The sequence below is a fragment of the Aminobacter sp. UC22_36 genome (genome assembly GCF_044056035.1).
In the GTDB taxonomy this organism is placed as follows: Bacteria; Pseudomonadota; Alphaproteobacteria; order Rhizobiales; family Rhizobiaceae; genus Aminobacter.
The window spans coordinates 4,049,330-4,070,374 of sequence record NZ_CP171996.1 but is presented as its reverse complement, the minus strand read 5'-3'; the positions used below and the strand labels follow the sequence as shown (position 1 = coordinate 4,070,374).

The window sequence follows — 21,045 nt, the reverse complement described above, 5'->3', positions numbered from 1 at the left end:
TGGCCATGATGGACCTGATTGGCGTTCCGCCTGCACTGCTTTTCGGCCAGCTGCTCGTCGGCCTCATCAACGGCTCGTTCTACGCCATGATGAGCCTCGGCGTGGCGATCATCTTCGGCATGCTGCGCATCGGCAACTTCGTCCATGGCGCGCAATACATGCTGGGTGCGTTCGGCGCTTGGTATCTGCTGCGCCTGCCCGAGCTGTTCCCCGGCCTTGGCCTGCCGTCCATCGGCTACTGGTGGGCGCTGGTCATCGTGCCGCTGGTGGTCGCCGTGATCGGCGCGCTGATGGAGCGCGTCTTCATCCGCCGCGTCTATGACCTTGACCATGCCTACGGCCTGCTCCTGACCGTCGGCCTCGCCATGGCGATCGAAGGCGCCTTCAACGTCTACTATGGCGCCGCCGGCCAGATGTACGGCGTGCCGGATTCGCTCAAGGGCGGCATCAATCTCGGCTTCATGTTCCTGCCGATCTACCGCGCCTGGGTCATCGTTGCTGCCATCATCGTGTGCTTTGGCACTTGGTACACGGTCGAGCGCACCAAACTCGGCTCCTATTTGCGCGCCGCGACCGAAAACCCCGATCTGGTGCGCGCCTTCGGCATCAACGTGCCCAGGCTGCTGATGCTGACCTATGCCTTCGGCGTCGGCCTCGCCGGTTTCGCTGGCGTCATGGCGGCGCCAATCTATCAGGTCAGCCCGCAGATGGGGCAGGGCATCATCATCACCATCTTCGCGGTTGTGGTCATCGGCGGCATGGGGTCGATCTTCGGCGCCATCGTCTCCGGCCTGATGCTCGGCGTGATCGAAGGCCTGACCAAGGTCTTCTATCCGCAGGCGTCGGCGACGGTGATCTTCATCATCATGGCGCTGGTGCTGATCTTCCGCCCGGCCGGCCTATTCGGCAAGGAAACATCAAGCCACTCGGTCGCCGACGTCTCGTCGGGCCGCTCCGGCAGCTTCCTTGAAAACGGCAGGCTGTGGCTGGCGATCTTCAGTGTTGGCGGCGTGGTGCTGCCCTTCCTGGTCTATCCGGTCATGGGCATGAAGATCCTGGTGCTGGCGCTGTTCGCCTTGGCCTACAATCTGATCTTCGGCTATGTCGGCCTGCTCGCCTTCGGCCATGCCGCCTTCTACGGCGCGTCGGCCTACGTGACGGCGCATGCGGCTTCGGCCTGGGGCTTGCCAACCGAGCTCTGCATTCTCCTGGGCGTCGTGGTGGCTACCGCGATCGGCGCGCTGTTCGGCTGGCTGGCGATCCGTCGCCAAGGGCTGTACTTCGCCATGATCACGCTGGCGCTGGCGCAGATCATCTATTTCTACGCCGTGCAGGCACCGTGGACCCACGGCGAAGACGGCATCCAGTCGGTGCCGCGCGGCACGCTGTTCGGCGTCATCGATCTCTCGAACACGCTGAACATGTATTACGTGACGCTTGCCGTGTTCCTGGTAGGCTTCGCCTTTGTCTACCGCATCATCCATTCGCCTTTCGGCCAGACGCTGAAGTCGATCCGCGAGAACGAGCCGCGCGCCATTTCGCTCGGCTATTCCGCTGACCGCTTCAAGCTGATCGCGTTTACGCTGTCGGCAATGCTGTCGGGCGTTGCGGGTGGTCTCAAGGCAATCATCTTCCAGCTGGCGTCACTGGCCGATGTGTTCTTCATGACCTCGGCCGACGTTTTGCTGATGACGCTGATCGGCGGCGTCGGCACGCTGCTCGGGCCGGTGGTCGGTGCGGCCGTGCTGGTGACGCTGCAGCGCGAGCTGGCGACGCTGGGCGCCTGGGTGGTGGTCGTGCAGGGCGTCATCTTCGTGCTGTGCGTGCTGTTCCTGCGCAAGGGTATCGTCGGCACGCTTGAAGAGTTCCTGGCCAACCGCGCCGAGCGCAAGGCCCAGCAGAGCGCCGACCGCACATTGGTCCGGGCCAAGGCAAAGGTGGCGCAATGAACGCGCCATCGACTGTTGTCATTGGCATGGGGCCTGGGCTTGGTAAGGCGCTGGTCAGGAAGTTCGCCCGTGAAGGCCACCGGGTCGCCTTCGTCGGCCGCCGCGCCGAGGCGATAGCGCGCTACGAGCAGGAACTGAGGGCTGAGGGTCTCGACGTCGCCGGCTTCGTCGGCGATGCCGGCAAGCCGGACCAGATGGACAAGGTCCATGCCGCGATCCGCGAGCGACATGGCGATGCCGAGGCGCTGATCTACAACGCCGCCATCATCGAGCCGGCGCGGTTTGTCACGCCGTCGCGGCTCGGCGACGTGAAATACGGCACCGCCGACGGCTGGAAGTCGCACGGCGAGCCAGCCAGCATCGATTATGTCGTCGACGCGTTCCGGACCAACGTGGCGGGTGCGCTGCATGCGGCGCAGGCGGTGGTATCAGGGATGATCGACCGCGGGTGCGGCACCATCCTGCTCACCGGCGGTGTGCTTGCCTTTGGCCCGTGGATCGAATGGGGGGTGACCTCGCTCGGCAAAGCAGCCCTGCGCAGCCTCGGCCATTCGCTCGAGAAGGAACTTTCCCCCGCCGGTATCCATGTCTCGACCGTCGCCATCCACGGCACGATGCAGGCCGGAACGGCCTACGACCACGACCTCGTCGCCGACGCCTACTGGAAGCTTCACCTACAGCCGCGCGAGAAGTGGCAGCCGGATTTCCACTTCAAGCAGGATGTCGACGACGGCGGGGATCCCGACGCATGAGCGCGCCGGCGATCAGGTTCGACGGCAAGCGCGTGCTTGTGACTGGTGGCGCCAGCGGCATTGGCGAAACGGTGGCAAGACTGCTCTCCGATCTCGGCGCACGCGTGGTCATTGCCGACCTCAACCGCGAACAACTCGATCCGGCGGCACAGCGTGTTGGAGCAGCCGGTATCACCCAGGGCGACGTTGCAAGCGAAGCGGATGCCGAACGCATGGTCGGGGAGGCGATCGCGGTGCTCGGCGGGCTCGACCTTGTTTTCAACTCCGCCGGCATCGGCGACGACCTCGTGCCGGTGCACGAGCAGTCGGTGGAGCGCTGGCAGCGTGTCATCGACGTCAACCTGCGTGGCACCTATTTGATGTGCCGGGCGGCATCGCGGCCGATGCTGGCGCAGAAGCGTGGCGCTATCGTCAATGTGTCGTCCATCGTCGGGCTCGGCGGCTTCCCGCGCCGCTCGGCTTATGCAGCGGCCAAGGCCGGGATCAACCACCTGACGCATACGCTGGCCTGCGAATGGGGTCCCTTGGGCATCCGGGTCAACGCGATCGCGCCGGCCTACACGCGCACGCCGATGGTTCAGGCGCTGCTCGAGCGCAAGGCGTTCGACCCGACGATCCTGGAAAGACGCACGCCGCTCGGTCGGCTGGCGCTGCCGGAGGAGATTGCGCAGGCGGCGGTGTTCCTGTTGTCCGACTGGGCGTCTTACATCACCGGAACGGTGCTGCCGGTCGACGGTGGCTGGAGCGCCTTTGGCGGCGCCGGGGACGTGGCGACAGCCTGACAGGCTGGCAGATCAAGAAAAGGCCGCGCAGTGCGCGGCTTTTTCTGTTTTGAAGTTTGTAAGGCTCATTTGTTCCTGAAATCGTCCATGCGGTTTTCGCGCAACGCCAGCACCAGCTCGCGCTTGCGGATCTTGGCTGCCTCGACGGGCATGTTGTCGATGAAGTGGACAGCGCGCGGGGCCTTGTAGGCGGCGAGGCTTTCGCGGCAGTAGCGGATGAGTTCGTCCGCCGTCGCGTCCTGTCCCTCGGCCTTGACGATGACGGCGACCGGGATTTCGCCCTTGCTCTCGTCGGGCGCACCGACCACCGCACACATGGCGACCGCCGGGTGCTTGTAGAGCAGCGCCTCGATCTCCAGCGGATAGACATTGTGGCCGCCGGCGATGATGACGTCCTTCTTGCGGTCGACGATGAACAGGTAGCCGTCCTCGTCGACATAGCCGAGATCGCCCGACTTCCAACCGCCATTGCCGAACGCCTCGGCAGACGCCTTGTCGTCCATCCAGTAGCCCCGGGCGACGCAATCCCCTGAAATGATGACCTCGCCGATCTCGCCCTGCGGCACGGCGTGGCCCTCGTCGTCGACGATCGAGATGCGCGAGCTGCCGACTGCAAGACCCGCCGATCCCGGCTTGCGGATGCCTGCTGTCGGTTCCATGACGTTCTGGCCGCTCGTCTCGGTCGAGCCGTAGACCTGGGTGACGCGGGCGCCTGAAAGGTCCTCGAAGCGGCGGATGACCGGCTGCGGCACCGGTGAGCCGCCCGTGGTGCAGATGCGCAGCGACGACAGGTCGTGCCTGGCGGGATCGACCTCGTTGACCATGTAGACATACATGGTCGGCGTGCCGCCAAAATAGGTGGCCTGGTAGCGGCCGATATCGGTCAGGACACGCTGCGTGTCCCAGCGTTCATGAAGCACGATGGTGCCGCCAGTGTAGAGGCACAGGTTGAGTGTCACGGTCAGGCCGAAATTGGTGAACAGCGGCACGGCGCAGAGATAGGTTTCCTGAGCGAAGCGCGTGCGGTGCGACACCATCATGTCACGCAGCGTCGAGCACTGGTTGAACTGCGATTGCGCCGCGCCCTCGGGGGCGCCCGTGGTGCCCGAAGTGAAGAACAGGGCGCAGATGTCGTCGATGTGGCAGGCTGCGTCCTCGAACGTCGTGGGCGCTGCGGCCATCAACGTGGCAAGGTCGTCGGCGCCGCCATCGCCTGACACAACCAGGCAATGGGCAAGATCGGCAAACTCGGCTCTGATCTCCGAGAAATAGGGCCAGGTCGACCCGTCAGCGATCAGCGCCTTCATGCCGGTCTGGCTGACGATCTTGCGCAGTTCGGCGTGGCGGAACATGGCGCTGAGCGGGGCAGGGATCGCGCCGAGGCGCTGGCAGGCCCAGAAGCCGATCGCCATCATCGGCGTGCTCGGCAGATAGAGCCCGACGCGGTCGCCTTTGGCCACGCCACGCGCCTTGAGCACGTTGGCCAACCGCGCCGTCAGCTCGGAAAAGCGCGCATAAGTGATCGTTTCCTTGTCGGTGACGATGAAGTTGCGCTCGCCGATGAGTCGCGCGTTTCGCGCCAGCACCTGGCTCAGGATTTCCATGCTCGTATTCCTGCAGTCGAATTGGGATTCCGAAGCGACTTCAAGACCCGCAGGCCCATGCGGACATCGTCTGCACAGACTACGAGCCCGCGCGCGCTAACTCTACTCCGCCGGGCGTCTGCCGCGACTTTCTCCGCTTCCGGTGCTCGCGGACCTTAGTGTCCGCTGCGCTCCGGTTCTCGAAAGCCGCACCAACCGCCCCGGCGGAGCGAGTTTTCGAACGAACTCGTTTTCGGTCACGGCGAGCGTTATCACGAAATCAGGATGCCACCATCGATGGGCAACTGGTGACCAGTCATCTTCCGCGATTCGTCCGAGGCCAGGTAAAGGGCCGCGTTGGCGACATCGATAGGTTCGGCGATGCCGAGCAGATAGGCGTCGAACTGTGCCTTGAGGTGCGGCTCGCGCTCGAAAAATCCGAGCACGCGGTCGGTCGCGACCGCGCCCGGTACAAGCACGTTGACGCGGATGTTGTCCTTGGCGAACTCGACGGCCATCGACCGGGTCAGCGAGATGATGCCGCCCTTGGCCGCAGAATAGGCATCGCGGTTGGGAATGCCCATGACGCCGACGATGGAAGAGCAATTGACGATCGAACCGCCGCCCGACTTCTGCATCAGCGGAATGGCGTTGCGGCAGCACACCCAGGTGCCGAACAGGTCGAGTTTGATGCAGCGCCAGAATTCCTCGAACGGCGCCACCGTCACCGGACCGTCGGCCGAGCTCGAGCCGCCGGCATTGTTGTAGAGCACGTCAAGCCGTCCCCAGGCGTCCATCACGACCTTGAACGCGGCTTCGACGCTGTCGGGCTCGGTGACGTCGGTTTCGACGTAGAGTGCCGTGCCACCCGAAGCGTTGATGGAGGCAACGATCGCTTCCCCCTTGTCACGGCTGCGGCCGGCGACCGCGACCTTGGCGCCTTGGCTGGCAAACAGCCTTGCCGCGGCCTCGCCGATGCCGCCGGTCGCGCCTGATATGAATGCCACTTTGCCTGCCAGACGGGCCATGATGATCTCCTTGAAATGTACCGGCGAACCTGCGCGCGTGGACGTCGGCAACATCGTCCGAAGGGACTATGATTGCTGGGCATTTCCGCCGTTTCAGCCGCAAAAGACGGGGTTCCTCGCGACTAGTCTCATCAGACGATGTTAGCGGTCTGCCCCTGTCCCATTCCTTGCCTCGATTGAAGAATTTGTCAGTGCCGAAATGGCAGCAAAAAGCGGCGTATGGAAATGAAGGCAGTCATCTGCAGGGAGTTCGCCCCAAGGGCGGAGCTCAGGATCGAAGAGGTCCCTGAACCGGTGGTGAAACCGGGCCAGGTGGTCATCCGCATCGAGGCATGCGGCGTCAACTTCTTCGACGGCCTGATGGTCGAGGGCAAGTACCAGACCAAACCCGAACTGCCGTTCACGCCGGGCAGCGAAGCCGCGGGCGTCATCATTGCCATCGGCGAGGGTGTCGAGCGCCTGAAAGTCGGCATGCGCGTATTGGCTTTCGCCGGCATCGGCGGCTATGGCGAGCAGGTCGCGGTCGATGCCTGGAAGGTGTTTCCGATCCCCGCCGAGATGAGCTTCGTCGAGGCGGCCGGCTTCCTCATCACCTATGCCACTTCGCACCATGCGTTGAAGGACAGGGCGCAGATCAAGCCGGGCGAGACCTTGCTGGTTCTGGGTGCTGCCGGCGGCGTGGGCCTGACCGCAGTCGAACTCGGCAGGCAGATGGGGGCGCGCGTCATCGCCGCGGCCTCCAGCGACGAGAAGCTCGCGCTGTGTCGGGAGTACGGTGCCGACGAGACGATCAACTATTCGACCGAGGACCTTCGCCAGCGGCTCAAGGAACTGACCAGCGGGGTGGGCGTCGACGTGGTCTACGACCCGGTTGGTGGTGCGCTGACCGAGACGGCGGTGCGCAATCTCGCGCTGTTTGGTCGTCATCTGGTGATCGGTTTTGCCGCCGGCGACATCCCGAAGATTGCGCTCAATCTGCTTTTGCTCAAGCAGTCGGCGCTGATCGGCGTGTTCTGGGGTGCTTATGCGCGCTCGGCACCGGAGAAGAACGCGGCCAACATTGCCGAACTGATGGATTGGTTCGCCCAGGGCAAGCTCAGGCCGCATATCTCGGCCGAATATCCGCTCGACCGCTTCGCCGAAGCTTTGGACGTGGTGATGGAACGTGCCGTGAAGGGCAAAGTGGTGCTGGTCACCGGAAATAATGTGAATAGCAGGGAAGGAGTGCCGGCATGACCGAGCTGCTCGCAAGGACCGTTTCGGTCGCCAAGCAAGGCAACATACTGGTCGCGACCGTCGACAACCCGCCGGTCAATGCGCTGTCGCATTCGGTGCGGGCGGGACTGATTGAAGCCGTCAAGGCGCTCGAAGGCGATGCCGCGGCGCGCGCCATGATCATTGTCTGCGAAGGCCGCACTTTCATCGCTGGCGCCGACATCCACGAATTCAAGAAGCCGATGGTGGCGCCGCTGCTGGGCGAAGTGATCGACACGCTCGACGCCGCCACCAAGCCGATCATCGCCGCGATCCATGGCACGGCACTCGGCGGCGGCCTCGAAGTGGCGCTCGCCTGCAGCTACCGCATCGCACTCGATGGCGCGAAGGTCGGCCTGCCCGAAGTCAAGCTCGGCATCCTGCCGGGTTCAGGTGGCACTGTGCGCCTGCCGCGTCTCGCCGGCGTTGAACAGGCGCTGGCGATGATCAGCGAAGGCGGCCAGATTCCGGCGCGCGACGCCCGCGAGAAGGGCATCGTCGATGAAGTCGTGTCAGGCGATCTCAGGTCTGCGGCGGTTGCTTTCGCCGCGAAGGTCGTCGCTGACGGCGGCAAGGTTCGCCGCACGACCGATCTGCCGGTGCCAAGCTTCGATCCGGCTGCACTGGAAGCCAGCCGCGCGGCGTTGGCCAAGAAGTACAAGGGCTTCAAGGCACCTCTTGTTGCGGTCGATCTGATCAAGATGGTCACCGAGACGCCGGTCGCCGAGGCGATTGCGCTCGAATACAAGACCTGCAAGGAGCTGCTGGTGTCGCCGCAGTCGAAGGCGCTGCGCCACATCTTTGCGGCCGAACGCGAGGCGCTTAAGATTGACGGCGTCGATGCCGAGGTGAAGCCACGCGACATCAAGAAGGTCGCCATCGTTGGTCCCGGCACGATGGGCCGTGGCATCGCTTCCTGCTTCGTCAACATCGGCATTCCGGTGACGCTGATCGGCCTCACGGATGAGGGGCTTGCTTCCGCCGTCAAGGCGATCGGCAAGATCTACGAGGGCAGCGTCAAGCGTGGCTCGTTGACGGCGGAAGAAATGGAGCGGCGCATGGCGCTGCTGACCACCACGACCGCCTATGACGGCATCAGTGACGTCGATCTGGTCATCGAAGCCGTGACCGAACAGCTCGACGTCAAGAAGGAGGTGTTCGCCAAGCTCGACGCTGTCTTGCGCGACGACGCCATCATCGCCACCAACACCTCGTTCCTCGACATCGAGGAACTGGCGGCGACCAGCAAGAATGCGACCCGGATTGCCGGCATGCACTTCTTCAACCCGGCCAATGTCATGAAGCTGCTCGAAAACGTGCGGGCGGCCAAGACGGCTCCCGATGTGCTCGCGACCACCACGGCGCTGGGCAAGCGCCTCGGCAAGGTGCCTGTCATGGTCGGACGCTCCGAAGGTTTCGTTGCCAACCGCATGCTCTCCAAGCGCACGCGCGAGGCGCAGTTCCTGCTCGAGGACGGTGCGACGCCGCAACAGGTCGACCGCGTGCTAACCGCCTTCGGCTTCCCGATCGGCCCGTTCGCGCTGGCCGATCTCGCCGGCATGGACATCATGGCCGCAGCACGGGCGGCACGCGTCGCCCGCATGTCGCCACGCGAGCAGCAGTGCAACATCGTCGACAGGCTGGTCGCGGCCGGCCGGCTCGGCCAGAAGTCGAGTGCGGGCTACTACGTCTATGACGACAACCGCAAGGCTTCGCACGACCCTGCAGTCGACGAGCTGCTCGACGCGCATCGCCGCGAACGGGGTTTCACTGCGCGCGCCATCAGCGACGAGGAAATCCTCGAACGCTGCCTGTTTGCCATGGTCAACGAGGCGGCGAGGATCCTCGACGAGGGTGCTGCCGCACGGCCTGGCGACATCGACGTCATCTGGACCAACGGCTTCGGGTTCCCGACCTATCTGGGCGGACCGATGTTCATGCCGACCAGGTCGGCCTGCCGAAGGTCAAGGCGGCGCTCGACAAATATGCGGGCCTCGTTGGCGATCAGTATTTCAAGCCGGCCGCGCTGATCGAGCGGCTGGTTGTCGAGGGCAGGGGTTTCTACGGCTGAGCCGTATCCTGCCGAACCAGAATGAAGAACAGACGGACTAGGATGCTATGAACAAGGAAATGGACCTGAAAGCGGTCGTCGCCCAGCTGCGCGACGGCATGACGATCGGCTTCGGCGGCTGGGGTCCGCGGCGCAAGCCGATGGCGCTGGTGCGCGAGATCCTGCGCTCGGATCTCAAGGATCTGACGCTGGTTGCCTATGGCGGGCCGGAGATCGGCATGCTGTGCGCCTCGGGCAAGGTCAAGAAGCTGATCTACGGTTTCGTCTCGCTCGATGCGATGCCGATCGAGCCCTACTTCCGCAAGGCGCGCGAAGCCGGCGCGGTCGAGGTCTCGGAACTGGACGAGGGCCTGCTGCTGCTCGGCCTGCAGGCTGCCGGCCACAATCTGCCGTTCGCGGCAACGCGCGTCGGCCTCGGCTCCGACGTCATGAAGTACAACCCGCACTTCAAGACGGTGAAGTCGCCCTATGACGATGGCGAGACGCTGCTGGCCATGCCGGCGATCAAGCTCGACGTGGCGCTGATCCACACCAGCCGCGCCGACCGTCTCGGCAACACCCAGACCGACGGCCCGGATCCGTTCTTTGACGGGCTATTCGCCCGTGCCGCCGACAAGGTGTTCGTCACCACCGAGGTGCTGGTCGACCGCATCGACGCCGAGTACTCCGACCAGGCCAAGCAGCAGCTGTTCGAACGCTGCCTGGTCACCGGCGTGGTATCAGCACCGCTCGGCGCACACCCGACCGCAGCACACGACGCTTATGGCTGGGACATGGGTCACCTCAAGGACTATGCCGCATCGGCGGGCGAAGAGGGCGGCTGGCAGCGCTATTTCGACCAATATGTGAAGGGCGACGAGGCCGGCTACGCCGCGAGCGTTGGCGGTGAAGCCAAGATCCGCGCCCTGCCGCTCCCCATTTTCTGATCGGACACGACATGACGACTGCAAAAGAATTCACGCTTGCCGAACTGATCGTCGCTGTTGGCGCACAGGCATGGGCTTCCGACGGCGAGGTTCTGGCAACCGGCATCGGCCCGCTGCCGCGCCTCGCGGCCGGCCTTGCCAAGCTCACCTGTGCCCCGGGCATCATGATGACCGACGGCGAGGCCTATCTCGTCGAAGACCCGATCCCGCTCGGACCGCGCGGCGACTACAAGCCGAAGCTTTCCGGCTGGATGCCTTATAGCCGCGTCTTCGACAGCGTCTGGAGCGGCCGCCGCCACGCCATGGTGACGCCGGTGCAGGTCGACCGCTACGGCCAGGGCAACATCTCCGCACTTGGCGGCGAGTTCCAGAAGCCCAAGGTTGCCATGCTTGGCGTTCGCGGCTTCCCCGGCAACTCGATCTGCCACAAGAACTCGATGTTCCTGCCCAATCACAGCAAGCGTACCTTCGTCGAAGGCGAGGTTGATGTGGTGGCAAGCGTCGGCTTCAACGCCAAGAACTGGCCCGAAGGCGCCAAGCCCGCCGACGTCAAGCTCGGTGTGGTCATCACCGATCTCTGCGTGTTCGACTTCAATGGGCCGAACCATGCAGCCCAGGTGCTGTCGCTGCATCCTGGCGTGACCTTCGAGCAGGTGCAGGACGCCACCGGCTTCCCGCTGCTGCGCGCCGAAGGCATGACCACCACCGCGGCACCGACCGAAGAGCAGATGGCGATCATCGCCAAGCTCGACCCGCACAATGTCCGCGCCACCGTGCTGAAGGGTAATCCGCCCGGCGTCCGCGCCGCGTGACGACACCAGCCGCCGGCATCCAAATCTTGCCGGCGGTTCTTTCCTGGAATGGCAGTGGCGGACGCGAGATGGATTTCGAATACAGCGACAAGACGAAAAGCCTGCTTGAACGGCTCAATGCCTTCATGGACGCGCATGTCTATCCCAACGAACGCCGCTACCACGAAGAGGTCGAGGCCGACCGCTGGGGCCATCCGCCGGTGCTGGAAGAACTCAAGGCCAAGGCCAAGGCGGCCGGGCTGTGGAACCTGTTCCTGCCGGATTCCTCACACGGCGCAGGCCTGACCAACACCGAATACGCACCGCTGTGTGAGGTCATGGGCCGGGTGCATTTCTCATCGCAGATCTTCAATTGCTCGGCGCCTGACACCGGCAACATCGAAACCATCGAACGCTACGGCACCGAGGCGCAAAAGGCGCGCTGGCTGCCGGGCATGCTCGACGGCTCGATCCGCTCCGCCTTCGCCATGACCGAGCCTGACGTCGCATCGAGCGATGCCACCAACATCCAGAGCTCGATCGTCCGCGACGGCGACGACTATGTCATCAACGGCCGCAAGTGGTGGATATCGGGTGTCGGCGACCGCCACTGCGAACTGCTGATCTTCATGGGCAAGACCGATCCAACTGCTGCCAAGCACCAACAGCAGTCGATGGTCCTGGTGCCGATGGATACGCCTGGCATCAAGGTGCTGCGCCCGATGACGGTGTTCGGCTACGACGACGCGCCGCACGGCCATATGGACATGACCTTCGAGAATGTGCGCGTGCCTGTTGCCAACATGCTGCTCGGCGAAGGGCGCGGCTTTGAGATCGCGCAAGGGCGGCTCGGACCCGGCCGCATCCATCACTGCATGCGCCTGATCGGCCTGGCCGAACGTTGCCTCGAACTGATGTGCCGGCGCGTGAAGAACCGCGTCGCCTTCGGTCGGCCGATCGGCGAACAGTCGGTGACGCTGGAGCGCATCGCCGAATCCCGCATCATGATCGACCAGGCGCGTTTGCTGACGCTGAAGGCTGCCTACATGATGGACACTGTCGGCAACAAGGCGGCGCGCGCAGAGATCGGCATGATCAAGGTCGCTGCCCCCAATATGGCCTGCAAGGTCATCGACTGGGCGATCCAGGCGCATGGGGCTGCCGGCGTGTCGCAGGACTTCGTGCTCGCCAACTACTATGCGCATGCCCGCAAGCTGCGTTTCGCCGACGGCCCCGACGAGGTGCATCGCAACCAGATCGGGCGCATCGAACTCGCCAAATACGCCGACTGACCGGGGGCGCGCCATGGATGCCAGCCGCTTCGTCGGCACCGAGCCGCTCGCCGCCGACAGCAAGATCGACGTCGCGCGCCTGCACGCCTACCTCAAGGCCAACATCGAAGGCTGCGAAGGTCGATTGACTGTCGAGCGGTTCCGCGGCGGCCAGTCCAATCCGACAATGCTGTTGTCCTTCGACGGCCAGCGCCGCCTTGTGCTGCGCAAGAAGCCTGACGGCAAGCTTTTGCCGTCAGCGCATGCGGTCGACCGCGAATTCCGCGTCATCAGCGCGCTCCGCGACAGCGACGTGCCTGTCGCTGGCGCACGGCTGCTCTGCGATGACGAAACCATCGTCGGCGCGATGTTTTATGTCATGGATTTCGTCGAGGGCCGCTCTTTCTGGGCGCCGTCACTGCCGGAGCAGTCGCCGGCCGAGCGCCGCGCCATCTACATGGAGATGAACCGCGTCGCCGCAGCGCTGCACAACACAGACTACAAGGCGCGCGGGCTCGAAAGCTTTGGCAAGCCCGGCGACTACGTGGCGCGCCAGGTGGCGCGCTGGTCCAAGCAGTATCGCGCCTCGGAGACCGAAACCATCGAGGCGATGGAGCGGCTGATCGAATGGCTGCCTGACAACATTCCGCCCGAAACCCGCACGTCGCTGATCCACGGCGATTTCCGCATCGACAACATGCTGTTTCATCCGAGCGAGCCGCGCGTCGTGGCACTTGTCGACTGGGAGCTGTCGACGCTGGGCGAACCGATGGCCGACTTCGCCTATCACATGCTGACCTGGCGCCTGCCCAACAAGCCCTATCGCGGCCTGGGCGACCTCGACATCGCCGCACTCGGCATTCCTGACGAGCGCGGCTATCGCGACACCTATTTCAAAGCGACAGGGCAGGAAGGCGTGTCGGATCGGCATTGGTACGCCTATCTTGCCTATAGCCTGTTCCGCGTCGCCGGCATCCGCCAGGGCATCATGAAGCGCGTGGTCGATGGCAATGCGGCGAGCGCGCATGCCCGTGAGGCCGGCGCGCTGGCACGGCCAGTGGCCGAGCTTGGGTGGCAGTACGCCGAACTGGCGATGAAATCATAGGGAGGACGGAGATGAGCGGACTTTACCCGGCTGAAGGAACGGCCATTGTCATCGGCGGCAGCGGCGGCGTCGGCGCCGAGATTTGCCGGGTGCTGGCACGCGACGGCTGCGATGTCGCTCTGACCTACCACAGCAACCAGGCCAAGGCCGAAGCCGCCGCCGAAGCTGTCCGCGGCGAAGGCCGCAAGGCTTCGATCCACAAGCTCAACATCGAGGACGTCGAAGCGACCCGCGCCTTCATCGATGGCGTGGCGGAAACTGCCGGCGGCATCCACACAATCGTCTACGCCGCCGGGCCGCTGGTGCCGCTGATCCATCTCAGCAAGATAGAACCCGAGCAGATGCGTAAGCACCTAATGCAGGACGCCTTCGGCTTCTTCAACGTCGTCCATTACGCCATCCCGCATCTGCGCAAGGCGCGCGGCTCTGTAGTCGCCTGCCAGAGCTCGGCGCAATACCGCTTCGCCGCGGCTGACGGCCTGTCCGTCGTGCCGAAATCGGCGGTGCATGCGCTGATGAAAGGTGTGGCCAAGGAGGAGGGGCGCTATGGCATCCGTTCCAATGGCGTGGCGCTCGGCATCATCGAAACCGGCCAGCACACCGAACTGAGCAAGCTCGGCTACATCGACGACAAATACATGCAGGCGGCGGCCATGAACACGCCGCTGCGCCGCAACGGCAAGGCGATCGACATTGCTGAGGCCGTGTCGTTCCTGGCCTCCAGCCGCGCCGGTTTCATCTCCGGCGAGGTCATCAATGTCGATGGCGGCTATCACGTCTGACCGCTTCTGCGGCCCGGGCTCCATTGCTTGCGCCGTTGCCTCTTGCGCTTCGGGCTTCGCAATCGATGCGTATCGCGGACCCGCCGTTAGTCTTTTCAGACGATGTTCGGCCGCCCTGCCGCTCCTAGCAAGTAGTTGGAAAACTTCGGTTCCGGACGCTGCGCAGCAGAAATGACTGTGCGTTGCTTGCCCGGTTCCCGCCGAAAACAACTGTTCTGGAGCAATCCTTTGCGTGAAGCCGTCATCGTTTCCGTCGCCCGTACCCCCATCGGCAAGGCCTTTCGCGGCGCCTTCAACGACACCGAAGCGCCGGCGCTGTCGGGCCATGCGGTTCGCGAAGCCGTCAAGCGCGCTGGCATCGCACCAGACGCCGTCGAAGACGTCATTCTGGGCTGCTCGGCCCAGCAGGGAACGCAGGGCTACAACATCGGTCGCCTGACCGCCGCCGCCGCTGGCCTGCCGGACAGCGTGCCGGGCATGTCGATTGACCGCATGTGCTCGTCGGGCCTGATGGCGGTGTCGATCGCCGCCAAGCAGATCATCGTCGACGGCATGGAGACGGTCGTCGCCGGCGGCGTCGAATCGATCAGCCTGACCCAGAACAAGCACAAGAACAGCTACCGCGCCCGCTCGCAGGCGGTGACCGCGCAGTGGCCGCATATGTACATGACGATGATCGAGACCGCCGAGATCGTCGCCAGGAAGTACGGCATCAGCCGTGATGCCCAGGACCAGTTCTCACTGTCGAGCCAGTTGCGCACCGCAGCGGCACATCAGGCCGGCCGCTTCGACGACGAGATCGTGCCGATGGCCTCGCGCAAGATGGTGGTCAACAAGGAAACCAACGAGACCAGCTTCCAGGACGTGACGCTGACGCAGGACGAAGGTTTTCGCGCCGACACCAATCTGGAGGGCCTGGCAAAGCTCAAGCCGGTTTTCGCCGACGGCGAGGTGATCAGGGTTGGCGAATACGTCACCGCCGGTAATTCCTCGCAGCTCTCGGACGGTGCGGCCGCGCTGGTCGTCATGGACGCCAGGCGCGCCGAACAGCTCGGTCTCACGCCGCTTGGCGCCTATCGTGGCATGACGGTGGCTGGCTGCGCACCGGAGGAGATGGGCATCGGGCCGATCTTCGCCGTGCCGAAGCTGCTGCAGAAGCATGGCCTCAAGATCGACGACATCGGCCTGTGGGAACTCAACGAAGCCTTCGCCAGCCAGGCCGTCTACTGCCGCGACACGCTTGGCATCGACCCGGACAAGCTCAACGTCAATGGTGGCGCCATCGCTGTTGGCCACCCCTTCGGCATGACAGGTGCTCGTACGACCGGCCACGTCCTGATCGAGGGCCGTCGCCGTGGCGTGAAATACGGCGTCGTTACCATGTGCGTCGGCGGCGGCATGGGGGCTGCCGGCCTGTTCGAAATCTTCAACTGATCAGGCATTGCGGGGAGCGGACAATGACGGAGTTGGGCTTAGCACAGGGCCTCAGGCCCATCCTGGGACCGGCAACCCAGCTCGGTTTTGTCGTCCGCGACATCGAAAGGGCGATGCGCCACTGGATCGACGTGTTCGGCGTCGGTCCCTTCATCTTCATGGAACGCGGCGTCAGCCAGCCGGTCAGCACCACCTGGCATCGCGGCAAGCCGGTTGAGGTCGAACTGCGCCTGGCCTTCGCTTACATGGGCGACGTGCAGATCGAGCTGATCGAGCAGACCAACGACGCATCATCGCCCTACACGGATTTCCTTGCGGCTGGCCGCGAAGGCCTGCAGCATCTCGGCTTCTGGGTGCATGATCACGCCGAGGCGACCGCGCGGGTCGAAGCTGCCGGATACGAGCGCGACTACGAAATCCGCGTCGCCGGCCAGGACCAATCGATCCTCTACTACCGCTCGCCCGATCTCTACGGGCCGATGCTGGAGATCGTGCCACCGATGTGGCGGCGTTCGCGCCAGGCCGTGCTCGAACATATCCGCGACTACACGGGCGCTCATCCGATCATCCGCTTCGACACCTATAGCGCCTTCATCCAACATGCCGGCGTGACGTTCGACTAGTCAGAAGCTTTGAAACTGCGGTGGCCGTCGGCAAACCGGCGGCCGTTTCTATTTGACCAGTTTTTCCAGCTCGTCGATCTGCTGGCGCAAGCCTGAAATCGTCTGGCGAACGGCCTCGGCGTCGCGCGGGCGGTCATGATGGGCACGCAGGCCGGCAAGCGCCATGTCGGCGATGATTTCACCGATCTCCTGGGGTGTCTTGGCGCCCGACGGCGAATACCAGCGCGACGTCCAGTTGGCCATGCCGATCACCGCGAAGGCGGTGACCTTGGGGTCGACGGTGCGAAACTCGCCGCTGGCGATGCCATCGGAAATGCACCGGACATAGAAATCGTAGATGTGGCGGCGGCCCTGGTTGTAGAGCGGGCCAAGTGCTTCCGGAATCTGGGTTTCAAGCCGCGACAACAGGATGAAGCGCGCGCCGGACGATAAACGCCTGACGATGCCGTCGACAATAGCGCGGCGCAACCGTTCGGAAGCCGACAGACCGGGCTCGGCCATCAGCTCCTGCAGGCGGTGCGACGGTGTCAGCGCCTCCGACTCGACAAGGGCCGCCAGCATTTCTTCCTTGTTGCGGAAGTAGTGATAGACAGCCGAGCGGCCAAGGCCGAGTGCCTGGGCAATGTCGTTGATGCTGGTCTGGACATAACCCTTGCTGTCGAACAGCTCGGCAGCGATGTCGATCAGCTGTTCGCGCACCAATTCCTTGCGCGGATTGGTCGCCGCGCGGGCCGAAGCATCGCGATCGAGATAGTCTGCGCCTGCGCCGCCATCCATTTGTGCCATACGCGCTATCCTGCTCAAGGCCGAACCCCCAAGCTTTGTGCCCGACGCCGCGCTTGTTTGTTCAGCAACCGAGGGTCGAATCGTCCAAAGCCGGAGCCACTGCTCAAACCGAATATAATACGGTTCGCGCTTCTGTAAGCCCGTTGCGATGCAGGATTTGTGTCATCAAACGAATGCTTCATGAAATTGCCCCGACGGCCTCGCCGGAGAGCGGCGCATAAAGTGGGTTACCGAACATCGGACGGCGCGAAACAGGCAGCCGGCCATCGGCATCGACAACGCCGTAGCGGTCGGCCAACTCGGTCGAATAGAAGGTGCCGCCGCTGAGCCTCATGGCATCGCCGGCCGCGTGGATGGCTGCAAGCACGCGGCCGATGAAGTACGGCGTTTCGATATGCGGCAGGCTGCCGGCATTGTCACCGACCACGCCGCCGGCAGCGATGCCAGCCAAGGTACGTTCGGTGCCGATCAGCCCCGGCCACAGCGAGATCGCCGCGACGTTGAACGGCTGCAGCTCATGCGCCATGTCGTAAGCAAGCTTGTCCTGCCCGGCCTTGCCGACTCCGTAGGGCAGGCTGTGGCGATAGATCTTGCCGCCGGGGCCCGAGGTGTTGGCAATCAGGCCTGAACGCTGGCGTACCATGATCGGAGCGGCGAAATGGCTCGCCGCATAGCTCGAGCGCAGGCCGACGTCGATCATGTCGCGCCAAAGCGACAGTGGACGTTCCCAGAAATTGCCGTCGGGTACGGCCCAATCGGGCATGGCGAAGGCGTTGTTGACGAGGAGGTCAAGCCGGCCTTGCTCGGCATCGACGCGCTTGAAAAGCGCCTCGGTCTTGATATCGTCGAGATGGTCGCAGATGGCGACGAGGCCCTTGCCACCTGCCTTGTCGATCGCTTCTGCCGTGTCGCGGACGGTTCCGCCCCACGGACCGATGGCCTTGCGGTCACTGCGGCCGGTGCAATAGACGGTGAAGCCGGCTTGGCCGAGTGCAATGGCGATGCCGCGGCCAAGGCCACGGCTCGCGCCGGTCACGACCGCCACGGGTCGGTCTTTCAACGTGCTGGTCAATTCGGTTTCCTGGCATATCCGAGGCCAAGTGGTTGCTGCTGGCCGATCAGCGTGTCGGCGAAGGCAGCGTTCACCGTCTCGAAACTCCAGTTGCCCTCAACAACCGGATCGGCGATCAGCGGATGGGTCACGAAAGACAGCTGCTTGCCGGCGATGCGCACGACCTGGCCGTTGATCTTTTCGGCGGCGTCGGAGAGCAGGAAGCTGACCACCGGTGCGTTGCTCTCGGGGTCGGGCAGGGTGGCGTAGTGGACCTCGCGGCTGGCTGCCTGCTCGGCCATCAGTGCCTTGTTCTGGGCGGCCATTGCGGTTTCCGCCAGCGGGGAGAGCGCGTTGACGCGGACACCCGAACCACGCAGTTCCATCGCCCAGCTGTAGGTGAGGGAAGCCACTCCGCCTTTAGTCGCGCCATAGCCGCCGAGCGCCACATCGCCGGCCTGCGAGCCGGAGGCGACATTGACGATCGATCCGCCTTTGCCGGCGGCAAGCATGCGCCGTGCTGCGTGGCTTGCGCAGGCGGCCGTGCCGATCAAATTGATTTCGATCATGCGGCGCAGGTCGGCCTCGGTGAGGTCGAGGATCTTGCCGATACGCAAGATGCCGGCATTGTTGACGATGCCTGTGATGGCGCCGAACGCGTCGATGCAGGCGTCGACCAGCGATTGGGCGTAGCTCCAGGACGAGATGTCGCCGGCATGGGCAACGGCTGTACCTCCGGAGGCGACGATGGCATCGACAGTCGCTTGCGCCGCAGGCGCGCCAATGTCGTTGACCACGATCGACGCGCCTAAAGCGGCTGCGTGACGGGCATAGGCGGCGCCCAGGCCGGAGCCTGCACCGGTGATCACGACTGCCTTACCTGCAAGTGATTTCATTGCCTGTCCTCTCGACGAGCCAGCATGACGGTGTGGTACGACCAGTGCATCCCACATTCGGACGATGCCGGAGCGGGCGCTTGGCCCTGCCGGGCGATTCAGTCGACCGGCTTGATGCCGCTCGACAGCAAGTCGCGCGCTTCTGCCTGGCCATTGAGCAAGCGGTTGACGCGGTTCTGCACGCGCCAGCCTGCTGCGGTGCGGGCAAGTTCCCAACGATTGGCGCTGGCACGCTCGACGCGCCAATGGTCGTCCTGGTTGAGGTAAACGCGCGAATAGCCGGTCGCCACTGCCTTGTCGCCGTCGACGGAGATGTACGGCATGCTCAGCACATGGGCGCAGCCATCGGCGACGTAGTGGATATGGGGTTCGATATTGACCAGCGAGCCGACCTTTTCCGCGCCGACCAGCGGCTCGCCACCGAAATCATAGGCGCCATCGTCGGCCCAGAGCGAGGCGGTGACGCTGCCGCTGCGGCTGTCGACCGAAGGTCCGTAGGTCGCGAAGAGCTGGTAGATGGCGAGCTGGTCCTCCAGGCCTTTGATGCGCGTTTCGAGCGCCGCAAACCTTGCTTCGATATCCGACATGCTGTCCTCCAAATTCCGCTGTCGACCCATAGCTGCCGGGCCTGACGCGTCCGCCATCGTTCGTTTGGAGGATGAAACGGCTTTTCCCTACCGCGACGGTAGCGCTGGACGACAAGGGGAGGACTGGAATGGACTTGGCAGAACGGATCGCCATCGAACACGAATGCGCCAAGCTGGTGCAGCGTTATTGCATCCTTGTCGACGATTTCAGGCACCAAGAGCTGGTCGCGCTGTGGGCACGAGACGGGCTATGGGAGACCTGGAAGGGGCCGCTCAGCGGCCATGCCGCAATGCTCGCTTACCTCGACGCCAAGCCGCAGACTGACACGACGATCCACATGGCGCACAATATCGTCATCGATGTTGTCGACGCGAACAATGCCACCGGCGTCGCCACCTTCGCTTATTACGGCACCCGCCGCGACGACCCGAAAGCGACGATACCGCGCGTCGTCGGTCGCTATTTCGACCGCTTTGTCCGCACCGACGATGGCTGGCGGTTCGTCCACCGGCGCACCGACATGACCTTTCGTGCGAGCTGAGTGTCAACCGACGGTCTGGGCGCCGTCGACCACGAGGATCGCGCCGGATACATAGGCGGCATCGTCCGAAGCGAGATAGGCAAAGGCACCGGCAACGTCCTCGGGCTCGCCGGTCTCGATCTTGCCCAACAGCTTCGAGGGGCGGACCGAAATGGCGGGATCCTGGTCCTCGATCGGCGACAGGCCGGTGCCGATCTCGGTGCGCACCCGACCGGGGCAGACGGCGTTGAACCGGACGCCCTTCGGTGCGTATTCGGTCGCGAGCGACTTCGTCATGGCAATGACACCGGCTTTCGATGCGGCATAGGCGGCGGCATAGGCGATCCCGTCCAGGCCGGCAGTCGAGGCCGTGGATACGACGTTGCCGCGCGAAGCGATCAACGCCGGCAGGGCCTGGTGGACGATGTGGAAGACGCTTTCCAGATTGATGCCGAAGACCAGCGACCACTCATCGCCGGTCTGCTTCGAAAAATGATCGCGGCGATAGATGCCGGCATTGTTGATCAGGCTGTCGAGGCGGCCATGCAGGGCAAGCGCATCGTCGACCATGCGGCGGCCCGAAGCGGCGTCGGCAGCGTCATAGGCAATCGCAGCCGCGCGGACACCGAATTCTTCGGCGGCTCTGGTGCAGACTTGGTGTGCACCTTCGAGATTGCGGTCGGCGAGAACCAGCGTCGCACCTTCGGCGGCGAGACGAAGAGCAATGGCGCGGCCGATACCGGTCGCCGCTCCGGTGATGAGCACGACCTTGTTGTCGAAACGCTTGAGCCCCATTGTGTCCTCCAGTTCAATCGCGGTCGCTTGATGCCGATTTGCGCCAAGTCGGAATAGA

General features: G+C 64.1%; 20 protein-coding genes and 1 pseudogene. 14 read left to right on the top strand and 7 right to left on the bottom strand.

Features of this window, described 5'->3' with window-relative positions:
• Window positions 1-5: 5 nt before the first annotated feature.
• The 4 genes and pseudogenes from ACHMW7_RS23340 to ACHMW7_RS23325 form a co-directional block, all read left to right on the top strand.
• Window positions 6-914, top strand: a pseudogene (locus ACHMW7_RS23340) (branched-chain amino acid ABC transporter permease); the annotation flags it as partial.
• Window positions 915-1,040: 126 nt separating this feature from the next.
• Window positions 1,041-1,949, top strand: a complete 909-nt coding sequence (locus ACHMW7_RS23335; RefSeq protein WP_395451417.1) for a branched-chain amino acid ABC transporter permease — start codon at window positions 1,041-1,043, stop codon at window positions 1,947-1,949.
• Window positions 1,946-2,701: an SDR family NAD(P)-dependent oxidoreductase gene (locus tag ACHMW7_RS23330; protein ID WP_395447820.1), complete on the top strand. Its 756-nt coding sequence runs from the start codon at window positions 1,946-1,948 to the stop codon at window positions 2,699-2,701. The genes ACHMW7_RS23335 and ACHMW7_RS23330 overlap by 4 nt, the downstream gene beginning before the upstream one ends.
• On the top strand, window positions 2,698-3,483 hold the full coding sequence (locus ACHMW7_RS23325; RefSeq protein WP_395447819.1) for an SDR family NAD(P)-dependent oxidoreductase: 786 nt from the start codon (window positions 2,698-2,700) through the stop codon (window positions 3,481-3,483). Before ACHMW7_RS23330 ends, ACHMW7_RS23325 begins: the two co-directional genes overlap by 4 nt.
• Before the next feature lie 65 nt (window positions 3,484-3,548).
• Here the strand turns inward: ACHMW7_RS23325 and ACHMW7_RS23320 are convergent, their stop codons facing one another.
• Both ACHMW7_RS23320 and ACHMW7_RS23315 read right to left on the bottom strand, forming a co-directional pair.
• Window positions 3,549-5,087 (bottom strand): class I adenylate-forming enzyme family protein, encoded by a 1,539-nt coding sequence (locus ACHMW7_RS23320; RefSeq protein WP_395447818.1) that lies wholly within the window; start codon window positions 5,085-5,087, stop codon window positions 3,549-3,551.
• Window positions 5,088-5,338: 251 nt separating this feature from the next.
• Window positions 5,339-6,094 (bottom strand): SDR family NAD(P)-dependent oxidoreductase, encoded by a 756-nt coding sequence (locus ACHMW7_RS23315; RefSeq protein ID WP_395447817.1) that lies wholly within the window; start codon window positions 6,092-6,094, stop codon window positions 5,339-5,341.
• Window positions 6,095-6,319: 225 nt separating this feature from the next.
• Here ACHMW7_RS23315 and ACHMW7_RS23310 point away from each other — a divergent pair, with 225 nt between their 5' ends.
• The 9 genes from ACHMW7_RS23310 (at window position 6,320) to ACHMW7_RS23270 (ending at window position 16,351) form a co-directional block, all read left to right on the top strand.
• Complete coding sequence (locus ACHMW7_RS23310) at window positions 6,320-7,330, top strand: NADPH:quinone oxidoreductase family protein (RefSeq protein ID WP_395451416.1); 1,011 nt, start codon at window positions 6,320-6,322, stop codon at window positions 7,328-7,330.
• On the top strand, window positions 7,327-9,378 hold the full coding sequence (locus ACHMW7_RS23305; RefSeq protein WP_395447816.1) for a 3-hydroxyacyl-CoA dehydrogenase NAD-binding domain-containing protein: 2,052 nt from the start codon (window positions 7,327-7,329) through the stop codon (window positions 9,376-9,378). The genes ACHMW7_RS23310 and ACHMW7_RS23305 overlap by 4 nt, the downstream gene beginning before the upstream one ends.
• 100 nt (window positions 9,379-9,478) lie before the next feature.
• Window positions 9,479-10,345 carry a CoA transferase subunit A gene (locus ACHMW7_RS23300; RefSeq protein WP_395447815.1) on the top strand — a complete coding sequence of 289 codons (867 nt, stop codon included), beginning with the start codon at window positions 9,479-9,481 and terminating at the stop codon, window positions 10,343-10,345.
• Between the two features lie 11 nt (window positions 10,346-10,356).
• A complete protein-coding gene (locus ACHMW7_RS23295) occupies window positions 10,357-11,157 on the top strand; it encodes a CoA-transferase subunit beta (protein WP_395447814.1) in 801 nt (266 codons plus the stop codon).
• Between the two features lie 68 nt (window positions 11,158-11,225).
• On the top strand, window positions 11,226-12,428 hold the full coding sequence (locus ACHMW7_RS23290) for an acyl-CoA dehydrogenase family protein (RefSeq protein WP_395447813.1): 1,203 nt from the start codon (window positions 11,226-11,228) through the stop codon (window positions 12,426-12,428).
• 13 nt (window positions 12,429-12,441) lie between these two features.
• Window positions 12,442-13,512, top strand: a complete 1,071-nt coding sequence (locus ACHMW7_RS23285) for a phosphotransferase family protein (RefSeq protein ID WP_395447812.1) — start codon at window positions 12,442-12,444, stop codon at window positions 13,510-13,512.
• A gap of 11 nt (window positions 13,513-13,523) precedes the next feature.
• A complete protein-coding gene (locus ACHMW7_RS23280; RefSeq protein WP_395447811.1) occupies window positions 13,524-14,294 on the top strand; it encodes an SDR family NAD(P)-dependent oxidoreductase in 771 nt (256 codons plus the stop codon).
• A gap of 228 nt (window positions 14,295-14,522) precedes the next feature.
• A complete protein-coding gene (locus tag ACHMW7_RS23275; protein ID WP_395447810.1) occupies window positions 14,523-15,728 on the top strand; it encodes an acetyl-CoA C-acyltransferase in 1,206 nt (401 codons plus the stop codon).
• Window positions 15,729-15,751: 23 nt separating this feature from the next.
• Window positions 15,752-16,351: a VOC family protein gene (locus ACHMW7_RS23270; protein WP_395447809.1), complete on the top strand. Its 600-nt coding sequence runs from the start codon at window positions 15,752-15,754 to the stop codon at window positions 16,349-16,351.
• 48 nt (window positions 16,352-16,399) lie between these two features.
• On the opposite strand, the gene ACHMW7_RS23265 is transcribed toward ACHMW7_RS23270, so the two are convergent.
• The 4 genes from ACHMW7_RS23265 to ACHMW7_RS23250 all read right to left on the bottom strand — a co-directional run bounded on the left by ACHMW7_RS23265 (window position 16,400) and on the right by ACHMW7_RS23250 (window position 19,671).
• Window positions 16,400-17,137 carry a TetR/AcrR family transcriptional regulator gene (locus ACHMW7_RS23265; RefSeq protein WP_395447808.1) on the bottom strand — a complete coding sequence of 246 codons (738 nt, stop codon included), beginning with the start codon at window positions 17,135-17,137 and terminating at the stop codon, window positions 16,400-16,402.
• Window positions 17,138-17,315: 178 nt separating this feature from the next.
• On the bottom strand, window positions 17,316-18,209 hold the full coding sequence (locus ACHMW7_RS23260) for an SDR family NAD(P)-dependent oxidoreductase (protein ID WP_395447807.1): 894 nt from the start codon (window positions 18,207-18,209) through the stop codon (window positions 17,316-17,318).
• Entirely contained in the window at window positions 18,206-19,084 is an 879-nt protein-coding gene (locus ACHMW7_RS23255; protein ID WP_395447806.1) for an SDR family NAD(P)-dependent oxidoreductase, read from the bottom strand. Before ACHMW7_RS23255 ends, ACHMW7_RS23260 begins: the two co-directional genes overlap by 4 nt.
• Window positions 19,085-19,182: 98 nt before the next feature.
• Window positions 19,183-19,671 carry a nuclear transport factor 2 family protein gene (locus ACHMW7_RS23250; protein WP_395447805.1) on the bottom strand — a complete coding sequence of 163 codons (489 nt, stop codon included), beginning with the start codon at window positions 19,669-19,671 and terminating at the stop codon, window positions 19,183-19,185.
• 128 nt (window positions 19,672-19,799) lie between these two features.
• Between ACHMW7_RS23250 and ACHMW7_RS23245 the strand changes: the two genes are divergently transcribed.
• Window positions 19,800-20,213 (top strand): nuclear transport factor 2 family protein, encoded by a 414-nt coding sequence (locus tag ACHMW7_RS23245; RefSeq protein ID WP_395447804.1) that lies wholly within the window; start codon window positions 19,800-19,802, stop codon window positions 20,211-20,213.
• Window positions 20,214-20,216: 3 nt separating this feature from the next.
• Here the strand turns inward: ACHMW7_RS23245 and ACHMW7_RS23240 are convergent, their stop codons facing one another.
• The gene (locus ACHMW7_RS23240) at window positions 20,217-20,987 is read right to left on the bottom strand and encodes an SDR family NAD(P)-dependent oxidoreductase (RefSeq protein WP_395447803.1); all 771 of its coding nucleotides are present in this window, start codon (window positions 20,985-20,987) and stop codon (window positions 20,217-20,219) included.
• Window positions 20,988-21,045 lie beyond the last annotated feature (58 nt).

Excerpts from the sequence above, each read along its gene's own strand:
- ACHMW7_RS23335 (WP_395451417.1), top strand. The coding sequence starts at position 1,041 with ATGGGCATGAAGATCCTGGTGCTGGCGCTGTTCGCCTTGGCCTACAAT.
- ACHMW7_RS23330 (WP_395447820.1), top strand. The coding sequence starts at position 1,946 with ATGAACGCGCCATCGACTGTTGTCATTGGCATGGGGCCTGGGCTTGGT.
- ACHMW7_RS23325 (WP_395447819.1), top strand. The coding sequence starts at position 2,698 with ATGAGCGCGCCGGCGATCAGGTTCGACGGCAAGCGCGTGCTTGTGACT.
- ACHMW7_RS23320 (WP_395447818.1), bottom strand. The coding sequence starts at position 5,087 with ATGGAAATCCTGAGCCAGGTGCTGGCGCGAAACGCGCGACTCATCGGC.
- ACHMW7_RS23315 (WP_395447817.1), bottom strand. The coding sequence starts at position 6,094 with ATGGCCCGTCTGGCAGGCAAAGTGGCATTCATATCAGGCGCGACCGGC.
- ACHMW7_RS23310 (WP_395451416.1), top strand. The coding sequence starts at position 6,320 with ATGAAGGCAGTCATCTGCAGGGAGTTCGCCCCAAGGGCGGAGCTCAGG.
- ACHMW7_RS23305 (WP_395447816.1), top strand. The coding sequence starts at position 7,327 with ATGACCGAGCTGCTCGCAAGGACCGTTTCGGTCGCCAAGCAAGGCAAC.
- ACHMW7_RS23300 (WP_395447815.1), top strand. The coding sequence starts at position 9,479 with ATGGACCTGAAAGCGGTCGTCGCCCAGCTGCGCGACGGCATGACGATC.
- ACHMW7_RS23295 (WP_395447814.1), top strand. The coding sequence starts at position 10,357 with ATGACGACTGCAAAAGAATTCACGCTTGCCGAACTGATCGTCGCTGTT.
- ACHMW7_RS23290 (WP_395447813.1), top strand. The coding sequence starts at position 11,226 with ATGGATTTCGAATACAGCGACAAGACGAAAAGCCTGCTTGAACGGCTC.
- ACHMW7_RS23285 (WP_395447812.1), top strand. The coding sequence starts at position 12,442 with ATGGATGCCAGCCGCTTCGTCGGCACCGAGCCGCTCGCCGCCGACAGC.
- ACHMW7_RS23280 (WP_395447811.1), top strand. The coding sequence starts at position 13,524 with ATGAGCGGACTTTACCCGGCTGAAGGAACGGCCATTGTCATCGGCGGC.
- ACHMW7_RS23270 (WP_395447809.1), top strand. The coding sequence starts at position 15,752 with ATGACGGAGTTGGGCTTAGCACAGGGCCTCAGGCCCATCCTGGGACCG.
- ACHMW7_RS23265 (WP_395447808.1), bottom strand. The coding sequence starts at position 17,137 with ATGGCACAAATGGATGGCGGCGCAGGCGCAGACTATCTCGATCGCGAT.
- ACHMW7_RS23255 (WP_395447806.1), bottom strand. The coding sequence starts at position 19,084 with ATGAAATCACTTGCAGGTAAGGCAGTCGTGATCACCGGTGCAGGCTCC.
- ACHMW7_RS23250 (WP_395447805.1), bottom strand. The coding sequence starts at position 19,671 with ATGTCGGATATCGAAGCAAGGTTTGCGGCGCTCGAAACGCGCATCAAA.
- ACHMW7_RS23245 (WP_395447804.1), top strand. The coding sequence starts at position 19,800 with ATGGACTTGGCAGAACGGATCGCCATCGAACACGAATGCGCCAAGCTG.
- ACHMW7_RS23240 (WP_395447803.1), bottom strand. The coding sequence starts at position 20,987 with ATGGGGCTCAAGCGTTTCGACAACAAGGTCGTGCTCATCACCGGAGCG.